The 13,283-nt window shown below is 64.9% G+C and carries 14 protein-coding genes; all 14 read left to right on the top strand.

Annotation, left to right across the window (positions count from 1 at the left end):
- Window positions 1–22: 22 nt before the first annotated feature.
- The 14 genes from J2W36_RS24250 to J2W36_RS24185 are packed head-to-tail and all read left to right on the top strand — an operon-like array spanning window position 23 to window position 13,100.
- Window positions 23–451 carry a hypothetical protein gene (locus tag J2W36_RS24250; RefSeq protein ID WP_307692349.1) on the top strand — a complete coding sequence of 143 codons (429 nt, stop codon included), beginning with the start codon at window positions 23–25 and terminating at the stop codon, window positions 449–451.
- A gap of 32 nt (window positions 452–483) precedes the next feature.
- Window positions 484–756: a hypothetical protein gene (locus tag J2W36_RS24245; protein WP_307692348.1), complete on the top strand. Its 273-nt coding sequence runs from the start codon at window positions 484–486 to the stop codon at window positions 754–756.
- An 11-nt stretch (window positions 757–767) separates the two neighbouring features.
- Entirely contained in the window at window positions 768–3,068 is a 2,301-nt protein-coding gene (locus tag J2W36_RS24240) for a phage tail tape measure protein (RefSeq protein WP_307692347.1), read from the top strand.
- Window position 3,069: 1 nt separating this feature from the next.
- Window positions 3,070–3,741, top strand: coding sequence for a DUF2460 domain-containing protein (locus J2W36_RS24235; protein WP_307692346.1), 672 nt, complete (start codon window positions 3,070–3,072; stop codon window positions 3,739–3,741).
- The gene (locus J2W36_RS24230; RefSeq protein ID WP_307692345.1) at window positions 3,738–4,586 is read left to right on the top strand and encodes a DUF2163 domain-containing protein; all 849 of its coding nucleotides are present in this window, start codon (window positions 3,738–3,740) and stop codon (window positions 4,584–4,586) included. Before J2W36_RS24235 ends, J2W36_RS24230 begins: the two co-directional genes overlap by 4 nt.
- Window positions 4,583–5,029, top strand: coding sequence for an NlpC/P60 family protein (locus J2W36_RS24225; RefSeq protein ID WP_307692344.1), 447 nt, complete (start codon window positions 4,583–4,585; stop codon window positions 5,027–5,029). The genes J2W36_RS24230 and J2W36_RS24225 overlap by 4 nt, the downstream gene beginning before the upstream one ends.
- A complete protein-coding gene (locus tag J2W36_RS24220; RefSeq protein WP_307692343.1) occupies window positions 5,026–7,764 on the top strand; it encodes a phage tail protein in 2,739 nt (912 codons plus the stop codon). The genes J2W36_RS24225 and J2W36_RS24220 overlap by 4 nt, the downstream gene beginning before the upstream one ends.
- Before the next feature lie 8 nt (window positions 7,765–7,772).
- Window positions 7,773–9,944, top strand: coding sequence for a hypothetical protein (locus J2W36_RS24215; RefSeq protein ID WP_307692342.1), 2,172 nt, complete (start codon window positions 7,773–7,775; stop codon window positions 9,942–9,944).
- The gene (locus J2W36_RS24210) at window positions 9,941–10,900 is read left to right on the top strand and encodes a hypothetical protein (RefSeq protein ID WP_307692341.1); all 960 of its coding nucleotides are present in this window, start codon (window positions 9,941–9,943) and stop codon (window positions 10,898–10,900) included. The genes J2W36_RS24215 and J2W36_RS24210 overlap by 4 nt, the downstream gene beginning before the upstream one ends.
- Window positions 10,901–10,903: 3 nt before the next feature.
- Window positions 10,904–11,482 carry a hypothetical protein gene (locus J2W36_RS24205; RefSeq protein ID WP_307692340.1) on the top strand — a complete coding sequence of 193 codons (579 nt, stop codon included), beginning with the start codon at window positions 10,904–10,906 and terminating at the stop codon, window positions 11,480–11,482.
- A complete protein-coding gene (locus J2W36_RS24200) occupies window positions 11,466–11,960 on the top strand; it encodes a hypothetical protein (RefSeq protein WP_307692339.1) in 495 nt (164 codons plus the stop codon). Before J2W36_RS24205 ends, J2W36_RS24200 begins: the two co-directional genes overlap by 17 nt.
- A 59-nt stretch (window positions 11,961–12,019) precedes the next feature.
- Complete coding sequence (locus J2W36_RS24195) at window positions 12,020–12,484, top strand: D-Ala-D-Ala carboxypeptidase family metallohydrolase (RefSeq protein ID WP_307692338.1); 465 nt, start codon at window positions 12,020–12,022, stop codon at window positions 12,482–12,484.
- Window positions 12,481–12,837, top strand: a complete 357-nt coding sequence (locus tag J2W36_RS24190; RefSeq protein WP_307692337.1) for a hypothetical protein — start codon at window positions 12,481–12,483, stop codon at window positions 12,835–12,837. The genes J2W36_RS24195 and J2W36_RS24190 overlap by 4 nt, the downstream gene beginning before the upstream one ends.
- Window positions 12,834–13,100: a hypothetical protein gene (locus J2W36_RS24185; protein WP_307692336.1), complete on the top strand. Its 267-nt coding sequence runs from the start codon at window positions 12,834–12,836 to the stop codon at window positions 13,098–13,100. Before J2W36_RS24190 ends, J2W36_RS24185 begins: the two co-directional genes overlap by 4 nt.
- Window positions 13,101–13,283 lie beyond the last annotated feature (183 nt).

Raw genomic sequence — 13,283 nt, 5'->3', positions numbered from 1 at the left:
CGGGCTTTTTCATTGATTCGCCATGACCACCCTGCCTCCCGCGACCAGCCATCCGCCGAAGATCGCCGGCATCCCGTTTCCGATCGACGGGAAGATCTACATCGTCCCGCCTTGCTCGCTGGCCACGCTCAAGCGGCATGGCGCCGCGATCGACGCGCTCGGGCAGGAGACGAGCACCGGCTCCGTGCCGCTCTCGGGCGGTGCGATCGACACGATCGTGAACCTGGCGCACGAGGCCTTGAAGCGCAACTATGCCGACATGGATGCCGAATTCGTCGCCGAGAACATCGGCCTGGAGTCGATCTGGGATCTGTTCAATGCCGTGCTCGATGCTGCTGGCCTGCTGCGCAAGAAGAAGCTCGCCGAAGCGGAGGCCGCAGCCGGTGACCAGGCGCCAGGGGAGGGCGCCAAGCTGGGGGAGTCGACTGGGACAGCATTGCTGCCCACTTGATCAGCGGCACCCACTGGCACTGGGAGCACGTCATGAATCACTGTGACATCCCGATCTACCTGGCGATGTGCAAATTCTGGCGTGAAGTTCCGCCCGCAGCGGTGCAGCTTCGGCGCATCGCGAGCTACCTGGGCTTGAAGGTGGAGTCACCTACAGGCGCCACGGTGCAGACGTCTGCACCCGCGACCGTTTCCACATTCGATGAGGTCGTGGTTGCGGCTTCGCAGGCAGGCGTGCCGGTGTTTCCCGGCAAGCCCAACGATCCGATGCTCGACCTGATTGGCGACGTCACAGCAGTCCACTGAGTCCACACCACATGTCCAACGAAAACAAAACTGGCTTCGTCGTCGAAGGCGACGAATCCCCGTTTCGTGCCGCGATGCGTCGCCTGGTCGACAGCGCGCGCGATGGCGAGAGCGGTGTGGGTGCGGCGCTCGGCAAGCTGGTGAGCCCGATCGGCCTGGTGCAGACGGCGCTCGCCGGCCTGGCGACCGTGCTGACGGCCGGTTTCCTCCATGACACGGTCAAGGAAACTGCGGACATGACCGAGGGCGCGACGAACCTTTCGCGCCAACTCGGCGTTGCAGCGACCAACGCGCAGGCCTACATCGTTGCCCTCGCCGGCAAGGGTGGGGAACAAAACGACTTCGTCGCAGCAGCTCGCGGCATCGCCAAGCAGCTCAAGGAAAACGAAGAGCAAATGAACAAGATGGGGCTGGCCACCCGTGATGCGGCGGGCAACCTGCGCCCGCTCAATGAGATCGTGGTCGACGGCATCGCCACGCTCAATGGTTACAAGGAGGGCACCGACCGCGCCATGGCGTCCGCGGTGGTGTTCGGCAAGGGCGTGGACACGTCTTCGCGTTTGTTCCTGCTGAACAAGGAAGCAGTCGAGGAGGCCGCCGAGACCGTCGAGCGGTACCGGCTGGAGATCGGCACGAATAGCGTCGCTGCCTATGAGGCCTACGACCAGGCGACTGACACCGCTGGCTATGCGGTGCTCGGTCTCAAGAAGGCCATGGGCGATGCCCTCATGCCGGTCGTCACCGACCTGATCAACATGTTTAACGCCGTCGTACCGGCGGCGATCGTCGTCACGCGCCTTGCGGTCGGTACGTTGGTGGCAGCGTTCTACGGCCTGGTCAACGGCGTGGTCATCGTCGGCGAGACCATCAACGCGGTGGTCATCAATATCGCAGAGCCGATTCGTGCGCTCGGCGTGGCCATCTACAAGACGATGACGGGCGACTTCCGAGGCGCGGCTGACGAGATCCGCAACATCGGCACCGTGGTCAACGGCGCCTGGTCGACCGCCATGGACAACATGGTCGCATCGTCCACCAAGACCGCCACGAAGATCAATGCGCTGTTCTCCCGCGACTCGGTGTCTGCGCCTGCAGTCAATGAAGGGACCAAGACCTACGTGGCCCCGCCGGAGAAGGCGAAGAAGGAAAAGAAGGAGGCCGAGCCCTCCCTGATGAAAGAGTACGAAACGCGCCTCAACGGCCTCAAGCTCAGCTATGAGCGCGAGAACACCATGCGCGAGTTCAACAAGGACCAGGAGCTCACCTACTGGCAGCAGCTCCTTTCCAGGCAGGACCTGTATGCAAAGGACCGCGCAGCGATCGCGCTGAAGGTCAGCCGGTTGGAGGTGCAGATCCTGCGCGATGGTGCCCGCGATGCGCAGGACATCCAGTCCGCGCGCAATCAGGACGCCGCGGCCGCTACCGCTGCTCACGTCGCGGAATTGCAGGCGCGCAGCCAGGCGGAGCGGGATCTGGGGCTGATCACTCAAGCCGAGTTCCTGGAGCGGGAAAAGGCATTCAACGCGCAGCGGCTGCAGGCCGAGCTCGACTTCATCGCGCTGAAGATCGGCATGGCGCAGCTCGACCCGGAAAAGAATGTGGTGCTGCTCGAGCAGCTCGAGCTGCAGAAGCTCGAGATCCGGCGCAAGTACAACGCGCTGAACGCCGAGGTCGCTCGTGCACAGGTGGCTGAGCAGGCGACCCCGATGCTCGCCCTGGTCGATCAGATTCAGCAAGGCCTCGGCGGCATGACGAATGCGCTGCTGGGGAACTGGCGCAGTCTCGGCAGTAGCCTGCTGGGCGTGCTGCAGGGCATCGGCCGGTCCATCATTCAGGAGACCATCCTGAAGCCCTTGGCCGCGAAAGTTGTCGCTGCCGCGAAAGAGCGACTCCTGTCGCTGACGACCATCGGCGCGAATGCCGCCGAGGCCGGCTCAGGAGCGGCGGCATCGCAGGCATCCATTCCCTACATCGGCCCGATCCTGGCCATCGCGGCGATGGCGGCCGTTTTCGCTGCGGTTGCTGGCATGGCCGGCAAGGTCCCGAGCGCCGCCGGCGGCTTCGACATTCCCAGCGGCCTGAACCCGATGACCCAACTCCACGAGGAGGAAATGGTGCTGCCCGCGGACCTGGCCAATCCGCTGCGGCAAATGGCCCGCGGTGGTGGTGCGGGCGGTGGTGGGGTCGGCGCGTCGGCATCGCCTGCAGTCATTCGCGGCATGCCTCCTGGTGAGTGGCTGATGCTGCACCGTGGCGACCTGGTCAAGGCGCTGGGCAGTTCCCAGCGCGATTTCATGTTCAAGGGCTTTTGACATGAGCGACGCTCTCTATCCCGGCGATCTGCCAGGCCTGAAGTGGGACCGCAAGCGCGCGCCGAGCTTCAAGACGTCGATCTACGAAGCCCTGAGCGGTGCCGAGCGCCGCCTGCGGCATCGGCAGTGGCCGAAGTACAGCGTCGACCTGACGTACGAAGTGCTGCGCGAGTCGCGCCAGATCGGTGAGCTGCAGAAGATCCTCGGGTTCTTCCTGCAGCAAGGCGGCTCGTTCGAGTCGTTCCTTTTCAAGGACCCTCACGACAGCGTTGCGAGCAACCTGATTTTTGGTCAGGGCGATGGTGTCACGCGTCACTTCCAACTGCTGCGGCGGATCGGCGATTTCGCAGAGCCGGTGCACAACCCGTCCGCCGATTCGGCGCCGGGTCGCGTGTGGTTCCCCTATGACGTCGAGTCCTTCTTCTGGCCGCAGTACTACGGCTGGCCGACGGCTGGCGACGTCGCGCCGCTGCCGGGTTCCTACACGTTGCTGCCAGGCGGCATCGTGGAGTTCGCGGTGGCGCCCGCTGCGGGCGCAGTGTTGGCCTGGAGCGGGACCTACTACTTTCGCGCGCGCTTCGGCTCAGATCGCCTTGAGTACAACGAATTCATGCGGCGGCTCTACAGCACCGGGACGATCAACCTTGTGGCCAGCCTGCAGAACATCTTATGAAGTCCCATCCAGCATTGGCCGCGTGGTTGCCCACGGCCCGCAACGTGCAGATTTCGGAGATGCTGACGGTGTCGCTGCCCGACGGCTCGGTATGGCGCTTTGCCACCGGCCGCGACGTCGTCGACGGCGGCGCCACCTGGTCATCGCTCGCGCTGCTGTGGGAGCGCACGCGGCTCAAGTTCACCGCGGGCGTCGAGGTGAGCTCGTGCACCGTGACGTTGTACCCGCGCAGCAGCGATCGCCTGAATGCGATGCCGGTGGCCGCAGCCATCCGCGCGGGCATCTGGGACTCTGCGAAGTTCGTGCTCTCGCGCGCCTACTTCGATGCCTTCGGGAACCTGCGCGGCATCCTGCCACGCTTCCATGGAAGCCTGGGCAAGCATTCGATGCGGGACGGTGCGCTGAAATTTGATCTGCGATCGACGGCCGAGACCTTGAACCGATCGGTGCCGCCGGTCTACCAGGCCGCCTGCATCAATACGCTCTTCGACGCTGGCTGTGGGCTCAACCGTGCGGCGTGGCAGGTCGGCGGGAATGCCGCGGCGGGTAGCACATTGCGCACCGTGATCACTGGGCGTGGCGAGCCGGCCGGTTGGTTCACTGCCGGCGTCCTGTTGTGGACCGGTGGCCAGCTGGCCGGCTTGCGGCGGACCGTTCGGCAGCACCTGGCCGGCGGTGTCGTCACTCTTTTCGATCCGCTGCCGTCTGCGCCCGTCGCCGGCGACAGCTTCATTCTCACGCCGGGTTGCGACCGCACCCTTGGCGCTGGCGGCTGCGCGAAGTTCAACAACCGGTTGATGTACCGCGGTACGCCCTTCATCCCTGAGCCAGAGACCGCTCTATGACCCTCGATCAGCAAGCCGCGGTGCTCACCGAAGCGCACCGGTGGCTCAACACGCCCTATCTGCACCAGGGCGCAGTGCTCGGCGCGGGTGTCGACTGCATCATGCTGCTCGCCTGCGTGTATCACGCTGCCGGCATCGTGCCCTTTATCGACCCGCGGCCGTACCCCATCGACTGGATGCTGCACCACACCGAAGAGCGCTATCTCGCCGGCCTGGATCGACATGCTGAGCGGGTCGACGGTGAGCCGCAGCCTGCGGACATCGTCACATTCAGGGTGGGGCGCACGCACAGCCATGCGGCGATCGTTGTCGCCTGGCCGACGATCATCCATGCATACCGGCCTGCAGGCCGCGTCACCCTGGACCAGGCCGACAGCACTGCGCTGGCCGGGCGCATGGGGCCGGTGTACCGGGTGCAGCCATCGGCCGAGGTTCCGGCATGAGCGGGATGTTCGGCGGCAAGAGCACTACGAGCTATGCCGATCGGCTGAGCACGCTGCAGGTCCAGTCGAGCTCTCAGGGCGTGGCGATCCCAATGGTGTGGGGCCGCCGACGTGTCGCGCCCAACCTGCTCTGGTTCGGCGACTTCGTGGCCATCGAGCATCGGGAGACGCAGGGCGGCAAGGGCGGCGGCGGTGTGACGCAGGTGAACTACACCTACCAGGCCTCTGCCGTGCTCGGCCTGTGCGCCGGGCAGTTGAATGGCCTTCCACGCCGCGTCTGGCGCGACAAGGACGTTCTCGTCGGTGGCAGCAAGGTGTACCCGCCGCAGCAGCTGAGCCTCACGGCGACGATCGACGTCACCCGCAAAGTCACGGTGCCTGAGCCGAGCCGTTGGCTCAGCGATGCCGGTGTGCGCGATGCGGCTACCGGCGAAGCTAACGTGACCGACTACACCGTGGCCGCCGGCGTCTATACCTTCGGCATCGACCTGGTGGGCGTGGCGGTGACCATCTACTACCTGAAGTCGGGCACGACCGAGACATTCAACGCGCTTCAGGCAGCAGGGTTCTCCACGCATGCTGCCGGCTATCAAGGCCAGGCGCCATGGGGCTATCTGACCACGGCGCACCCGGGGCAGGCGTTGGGTTACAGCGGCCTGGCGTACGTCGGCGGCACTGGCCTTGACCTGTCGGGCTCGGCCGGGCTGAAGCAGTACTCCTTCGAGGTCGACGCGCGGCAGCAGGTGTCGGGCGAGATCCCTGATGTCAACCCTGCAGACGTCTGCACTGACCTCCTGACCGACCCGCTGTACGGCGCGGTGCCAGGCGCCACGTGGCTGGGCAACCTCTCGCAGTTTCGCGCCTGGTGCTCGGCGATGGGGATCTTCCTGAGCCCGTTGTACACCGAACGCAAGAGCGTGTTCGAGTACGTCAAACAGATCGCAGAGCTGTGCTTTGCGCGGCCGCTGTGGCGCGTCGACGGCTTCACGCTGGTGCCGCTGGCCACCGAAGCCATCGGCGGTTTCACGCCGCTGCCAGAGCACAGTGGCCCGGTCTATCTGATCACCGACGACGACATCAACGAGCCGATCGAGGAACAGCGGGCCGCGCCTGCAGACCGGTACAACCGGGTCAGCGTGCAGTACGTCAATCGTGCGGGCAACTACGCGGAGGCAGTCGAGAGCGCCGAGGACAAGGCCGCGATTGACGCATTCGGTCTGATCCCCGAGCCGGACGTGTTCCAGGCGTCGGAAATCGCGGAAACGGCCATTGCTGCCATCGTGGCCCAGCTGCGCCTTCGTCAGATCCTGAGCGTGCAGGGCACCTACAAGTTCAACCTGCCGGTCAACTTCGATCTGCTCGAGCCCGTCGACATCATTGCCATCGCTGACGCCCGCATCGACCTGGGGACTCGGGCGGTGCGCATCGTCGAGATCGCAGAGATCGGCGACGAGGGGGGCCTGGCGATCACGGCTGAGGACGTCGAGATCACCGGCGCAGTGACGCAGGCCAGCCAGGCCAGCGGCGGCTATGGCAACTCGCCGGCGGTCATCGATCCCACGACGTTGCGCGCCGTGCTGATGCCCACGGCCGCGACGAACAACGTGCAGCAGGTCTGGGTGGGCGCGACTGCCGGGGTGAACTGGGGCGGTGCTACCTTGTGGATCAGCGACACGGGCACGGACTACCGGCGCCTGGGCACCTTCAACATCCGCGCGCGCATGGGCACGCTGACGGCGAACCTGGCCGCCGGCGTTGTCGACCCCGACACCGCGCACACGCTGCGGGTCGCGGTGTCGGGCAAGGCTGTCGCGCTGGCCACAGTCGCGCAGCCGGACGTCGACGCCGCACGCAGCCTGATGTGGGTCGACGGAGAACTACTCGCATATCGCGACGCGGAGCTCACCGGCGCTCAGGCCTTCGACTTGACCTATCTGCGCCGCGGCCTGTACGGCAGCGACAACGATCCTCACAGCACGGGCGCCTCCTGGATGCGCCTGGATGAGGCGGTGCTGCACGTTGACGTGCCGGCGGATCTGCTCGGCAAGACGATGTACTTGAAGGCCACCGGGCGCAATGTGCTGGGCACGGCAGAGCAGGGGCTTGATGAGGTGTCGCCGCTGCTGCTGGACGTGGTTGCCCGGCAGTCGAGACCCACGGCACCGCCGGCGCTTGCTTTGACTGCGCCGTTTGTCTCGACGTACTTTGAGGCGAATTGGGGGCCTTCTGCTCGAGCGTATGGCTACGAGGTCGAGGTGCGCAGCGCCGCCGGCGTTTCGTTGCTGCGGAGTGTCTCGACGTCTGCACAGGTGTTCCGGTACCTCAATGCGGACGCCGTCGATGACGGCGGCCCACTGCGGGAGTACCTGTTGCGCGTGCGCGGTGTCAACGAGGCCGGCGCAGGGCCGTGGTCCGACCTGGTCGTTACCAATCCGGCGCCGGCGGCGGTCGAGGGCATCGCGGCCAGCGGCACTGGCCTTACACGCACGCTGACATGGGACGCGGCGCCGGAGACGGACCGGGCCGGCTACCGGGTCTGGATCAGCGATGTCGAGGACTTTGACCCGAAGGCGGGGGAGGGCACTCAGATCTATGACGGTGTCGCGCTTACGGCCGTGGCCGCGGGGCTGGTCGTCGACACCAGCTACTACGTCCGGGTCGCGGCCTACGACGTGTGGTCGGCCATCACGGCGGACCTGAATCTTTCCGATCAATTTTCTTTTTCTACCGAGTGAGGTGACCGATGTCTTTGCCAGCAAGGGATCAACTTGACACGCCGCAGCAGTGGGACCCGTTCAAGGGATGGCTGCAGCAGTTCTGGGACCATGCGGCCTCGATGCCGTATGCGAACAAAGCCAGGGGCTCTTGGGCGGCTGGTACCGCCTATGCGGCTGGTGACTATGTCGAGCGGTCTGGGGCGCTCTATATTGCGCAGTCTGGGCATGTCTCAAGTGGCAGCTTCACGGCCGATCAAACGGCAGGCCGTTGGTCATTCCTGGACTCGGCGCTTGCTGCTGCAGTTTCGATCAATGCCAAAGTGGCAGCGGTGGACGGGCAGATCCAAGCTATGTTGGCTGAGCTGGATGCGCAGGCCGCGGTCACGGAAACCGGGCAGAACCGTGCCGCTGTTGCTGTAGATCGTGCAGCTATCGAGCTTGTGAAGGGCCATGTGGATGGCGCGCTCGACTCTATCCTGATTGCAGCAGGAGACTTTCCAACTGATGCGGCCGGCCGAGCGGCCGTCGCGGACGGCGAGTCGTACAGAGTCGAGGGCGATGGGGCGCGCGTCGCCGTGTCGCGGCGCAGACGCATCAACGCGGATGAGTCCATGATCACTGGGATCGTGCCGGATTCACGCCTCATCGAAAAGATGGTGGACAGCGCGCCGGGCCTGTACCTCAGCACGTCGACGAGCGATGTCTTGCCCATCGCTGGGGATCCAAATGGTGGCATCTTGCTTGGAGTCGATGCGGTCAGCGGCACGCCTGTGGGAGTCATTCCAGATCGGCTTCGCAGCGATGCTCAAGAGTTCGCTGCTATGGGCGGTGCGGGCATCGCGAAGTACGACAACCCGGCCGACGACTTGCTGCCGATCGTCGGAGCCCCAGACGCGGGCGGCATGAATGTGCAGCTGGGCGTCTATGCGTCAACCGGCATGCCGGCTGGGGATCTCGCCGAGCGCATCGGTGCATTGTCCGGCTATTCCCCTGTGCCGCTTCCGATGCAGGCGCGCAGTGTGTTGGCCCAAGTCAATGGGGCACCATCATTGGGCCAAAGCAATACGGTAGGTGCAAAAGGGCAACCGCCACTCTCTACAGTCCAGCCATATCTCAACCTGACCTTTGCGGGTGGCCCAAAGGCGGCGGCAGGTCAGACCGCAAGCAAGCCATGTGTGGAAGACTCGCTGAGCGAAGGCGGCGTCAACAGCGGAGATCGTGGCGAGACCATTTGCAGTGGCATGGTGAACTGGATGACCCGCCTGGCCATGATCGAGAACGGCTTCTCGGCTGCAGACCTTGTCATGTTCACCTCGGCGCCTGGGCAAGGTGGCCAGAAGATTGTGAACATCAAAAAGGGGACGGTGTTCTACACGCGATTCCTGGCGCACGTAACGGCCGCGAAGGCGATTGCAACGGCTGCTGGAAAGACCTACGCCGTTCAATTCGTGGCCTTCATCGAAGGCGAGACCGATTGCGATGAAGGCACCAGCTACGCCACGTACCTCGCCGAGCAGCTGCAGATTGCGACTGACATCGACATTGACGTGCGCGCCATTACGGGGCAAACGGCGCCCGTTCACATGCTGCTTGTGCAGTGCTCTTATAGGGCGGTCAGTTCTGGCGGAGCAATCATCCTTGCCCAGAACGAGGCCGCGCGGCAGCACCCGCTGATCCACTTGGTCAACCCGACTTACTACATTCCCTTCAGCTCGGACAACCTGCATCGTACGAACGTCGGTCACTTGCTTCAGGGGCGAATTCTGGGCCGTGCCGGTAAAGAACTGGTCATCAACGGCAACGTGCCATCCAAGGTGATCGGCACCTCCGCGACAGCGGTGGGACTTGAGCTGGCCGTTCGATGTGAGACGCCGCGGCAACTGGTCATAGACGCCAAAACCTACCCGGCTACGGACTATGGAATTCGGGTCTTGGACGACACGGGCACCGTTCCTATCTCGAACATTCGAGCCTTGGGTCGAGAGGTCACGATGACATTGGGCCGCGCGCTCGGTACGAACCCCAGGGTCCGGTATGGCCTCGACTACCTCGGTGCTGGTCTCACGATCACTGCAGGGGCCAGCGGGAACCTTCGCGACACCACTCCCGATGCGTGCCTCATCACCGATACGTCGTATTCGATGGCGCATCGCGCACTTGCTTTTCAACTGCCTATCAACGTCTTGGAGCTTGCATGACCGCCAGTAATTTTCTCGTCCTCGGAAAGCCTGTCTTCGGAGCGAAGTTGTTCGTCGACTCCTCGAAGGTGGCGCCGGCGTTTCCATCCATCTATGAGCCCACCGCCCTCGAGCACTGGATCTTCGGTGCCGACAATCCGTCGATGCTCGGGCGCATGTATGGTTTGCCGATGGCGCGCAATTGCGTGATCACTGTCGGCGCGGGAGGTACCGGCTACACCACGGCGCCGACAGTGACCTTGACGGGTGGCGACGGTGTCGGTATGACCGCCGCTGCCGTAGTCGCAGCTGGCGTGGTCACCGCGGTGTATGTGACAGACCCCGGCACCACGCCTTACACGACGCCGCCGACTGTCTCGTTCGGCGGGCCTGGCACGGGTGCCACCGCTACGGCAGCCATTGCAGCCGCGCCGACGCAGGGCGCTGGCTTTCTCACGACGGGTGCGGGCCGTGCTGGTCTTATGTCGCCGATCTCCGAAGCCTCTGCCCAAACGATCTGCGCTGTGGTTCGGGCGCCGGGGCCAACCGACAGCGCAATGCTGCTGGGCAACCTCACGCGCAACGCTGCGGACGGTGGGGTCAGCATCTTCTGCGAGGCTGGCAACGTGCATAAGGCCAACGTTCGCGGTCTTGTCACCCCGAATCTTGCGAACCCGCCGGGCATGGTGCCTGGCTCGAGTTGGCTGTTCGTGATGCTCTCCTACGACGGGAACATCTGTACTGCTCAGCTTGGCGGCGCGGTGGCGTCGACGACCACCAGCGGGACGCGTCTGGCCACGACGCCCCCGCGCAAGCTCGGCGCCGGCAATCTGTACTACCAGGACGCGTTATTTCAGTCGCCGGGTGTCTTTGCCGAGTGGATTCCACACGCCGGGAAGTTCACACCTTCTCAGGGTATGGCCGCCTACGGGCGCGCGAAACAGCGCGGGTTGACGCGCGGCATCGTGCTGATGTAGATCATGCGAATCTTCCTTTGGGCCAACCGCGCGTGGTCCCGTTTGCGCGCCGGCATTGCCGATGGCTTGCTCGGGACCGCGATGCTCGTGCACGTCGACGACCTGCGCCGCTACATCGCCACGGCGCCTAGCCTGCCGCACAACCAGGACCGCGCGGAGGTGCGGCTGCAAGCCTCGTTCATCACTGCCGTGTTCCTGCTGCTGCTGGCCGAGCCGATTTACTACATCTTCACCGTACCCGACGCGATGCTCACTCGAGTGGCATCGCTGGCCTGGTCGCGCCGGTGTGTGGTCGGCTCGTTCGGCTTGTGCTTCCTTGGCGCGCTGCCGCACCTCTTCACGCTGCTTTTCCGGCCGGACTTGCTCGCCGTCCGACATCCGCGCCGATGGGCCGCCGGCGCGGCTGTCGGCGCTGCGGTCACGTGGATGGTCCTGGCCAACATGGCTGTGCCGCTCGACGTCGGGGGCGTGGAGGGGGCCTACGTCATCAGGGCCGTGGTCTGTCTTTTCATCGCCGGGATCTTCGCTGTCTCGGTCAATGCGCAACAAATGAGGGAGTACATCAATGCAGCGAACGATTAACGGCCTGCTCTTCGCTTGGCTGGCTTGCTACAGCGCGCTCTGCTGGGCCAACAACACGCTCGCTCAGGACTTGATCGCCTACGACTGGATGTCGCTTGCGTTCGCAGCTGCAGCCGGACTGCTGGGCGGCGCTGCGCGAACGATCTTCACGCTGGTGTCGGAGCGCGCCCTGGTCGGCAACGTCAGGACGCTGCTGCTGAAGGATCTGGTGGTCGCGCTGATCGGCGGCGCCGCTATGTACCTGGCGATCCAGGGCTACAACTCATGGGCCAGCGCCATCCCCTACATCACGTTGCCGCCGATCGCGCGAGATCTCCGTGTTCTGTTGATCGTCGGCGCCGGCTTCAGCCGCGGCCGATGGTTCGGCGTGCTTGACCGGCTTGCATCCGACGCGATCGCCAATGCAAGCGGGAAGCTGCGCGGGAGTGCCGCACCCGATGCGCCGCCGTCCGTTGCCGCACCGCAGCTCGACAAGTAGCCCACCAGTCCCTTCAACCTGTGCCCGCCTCGAGCGGGCTTTTTTCGTCTGGAGCAACCATGCAATTGACCCCACACTTTTCGCTCGAGGAGTTCATCGCCAGTGAGACGGCGACGCGCAAGCGCATCGACAACACCTTGCCGCCTGCGCTCCACGGAACCGCAGTGCAGACGTGTGAACTGATGGAACGCATCCGCGCCGAGCTGGCCCGCCTCGCCGGCCGCCCGGTGCCCATCATCGTGACAAGTGGCTATCGGTCGCCGGCACTGAATGCCGCGATCGGAAGCGATCCGAAGAGCGATCACCCTCGCGCCATGGCCGTGGACTTCAAGGCGCCGGCACTCGGCACGCCGTATGAGGTCGCACGCGCCCTGGCGCCGCTGGTCAGTCAGCTGGGCATCGGGCAGCTCATTCACGAGTTCGGCAGCTGGGTGCACGTCAGCAGCCGGCCGCAGGCGAATGCCGTGAATCGCATCATCACGATCAGCAACCGCGGCACCGAATCGGGCATCAAGCCGGTATGAACCCGCTCATCATGGGCCTGGCGATCGCGCTTGCTGTCAGCGTGGCCGGCAATGCCTCCATCGGCTGGGCGTGGCTCGGTGCGCGGGATGATCTGGCCACCGCGACCGTCGAGCGCGACAACGCCCGCAGTGCGGCTACGGCGTGCAGTGACGCCACCGAGGATCTCCGCGAACTGGCCGACAAGCGCGGGGCGGAGGCCAAGGTGGCTCAGGCCGCCGCGCGCAGGGCCGCGAAGGCGAAAGGCGATCGCGCCAACCTGATCCTCACCACGCCGCCAGCGCTGCGCGGCGATGACTGCGGCAGCGCGCGTGTGCGCATCGACGATTGGCTGAGTGGGAGGACCACGCCATGAAAGCACCACGCCACATCGCGGCCGCACTGTCCCTGCTGCTCGCCGGGTGCGGGACGCAGCTGCAGCAGATCAAGGTGCCTTTGCCCGTGGCATGCCAGGCCGAAGAACCCACGCGCCCGGCCATGCCCACCGACGCGCTGCGACCTGGCGCCGACATTGACCGATACGTTGCAGCGTCGCAGGCCGAGATCGAGATCCGCGAAGGGTACGAGCTCGAGCTGAGAGCGGCGCTGTCGGAGTGCACAGCACCGCTTAGGAAATAAAGGTAGGGCGAACCAGCACGACGCGAGAGCACTCCACTTGCGCTTGTCCAGAACGCTTGCCGAGCCGCTCGACTGACATCGCAGTGCTTGATCTTGCCCCCGTATTTCAGGACACGGGCTATTCGCAATGTAGCGCCTGCTCGATCTGAGCAAGACGCTGTTGGGCAGCGCGATGCTGCCTGA

The organism is Variovorax ginsengisoli, assembly GCF_030811835.1.
Lineage (GTDB): Bacteria > Pseudomonadota > Gammaproteobacteria > Burkholderiales > Burkholderiaceae_C > Variovorax > Variovorax ginsengisoli_C.
The sequence above is the reverse complement of the archived record's forward strand: the minus strand, read 5'-3'. Positions and strand labels throughout refer to the sequence as shown.

Bases quoted from the DNA above. Each gene is read 5' to 3' on its own strand.
- J2W36_RS24235 (WP_307692346.1), top strand. From the start codon at position 3,070: ATGAGCGACGCTCTCTATCCCGGCGATCTGCCAGGCCTGAAGTGGGAC.
- J2W36_RS24210 (WP_307692341.1), top strand. From the start codon at position 9,941: ATGACCGCCAGTAATTTTCTCGTCCTCGGAAAGCCTGTCTTCGGAGCG.
- J2W36_RS24250 (WP_307692349.1), top strand. From the start codon at position 23: ATGACCACCCTGCCTCCCGCGACCAGCCATCCGCCGAAGATCGCCGGC.
- J2W36_RS24230 (WP_307692345.1), top strand. From the start codon at position 3,738: ATGAAGTCCCATCCAGCATTGGCCGCGTGGTTGCCCACGGCCCGCAAC.
- J2W36_RS24240 (WP_307692347.1), top strand. From the start codon at position 768: ATGTCCAACGAAAACAAAACTGGCTTCGTCGTCGAAGGCGACGAATCC.
- J2W36_RS24245 (WP_307692348.1), top strand. From the start codon at position 484: ATGAATCACTGTGACATCCCGATCTACCTGGCGATGTGCAAATTCTGG.
- J2W36_RS24195 (WP_307692338.1), top strand. From the start codon at position 12,020: ATGCAATTGACCCCACACTTTTCGCTCGAGGAGTTCATCGCCAGTGAG.
- J2W36_RS24205 (WP_307692340.1), top strand. From the start codon at position 10,904: ATGCGAATCTTCCTTTGGGCCAACCGCGCGTGGTCCCGTTTGCGCGCC.
- J2W36_RS24200 (WP_307692339.1), top strand. From the start codon at position 11,466: ATGCAGCGAACGATTAACGGCCTGCTCTTCGCTTGGCTGGCTTGCTAC.
- J2W36_RS24215 (WP_307692342.1), top strand. From the start codon at position 7,773: ATGTCTTTGCCAGCAAGGGATCAACTTGACACGCCGCAGCAGTGGGAC.
- J2W36_RS24220 (WP_307692343.1), top strand. From the start codon at position 5,026: ATGAGCGGGATGTTCGGCGGCAAGAGCACTACGAGCTATGCCGATCGG.
- J2W36_RS24190 (WP_307692337.1), top strand. From the start codon at position 12,481: ATGAACCCGCTCATCATGGGCCTGGCGATCGCGCTTGCTGTCAGCGTG.
- J2W36_RS24185 (WP_307692336.1), top strand. From the start codon at position 12,834: ATGAAAGCACCACGCCACATCGCGGCCGCACTGTCCCTGCTGCTCGCC.
- J2W36_RS24225 (WP_307692344.1), top strand. From the start codon at position 4,583: ATGACCCTCGATCAGCAAGCCGCGGTGCTCACCGAAGCGCACCGGTGG.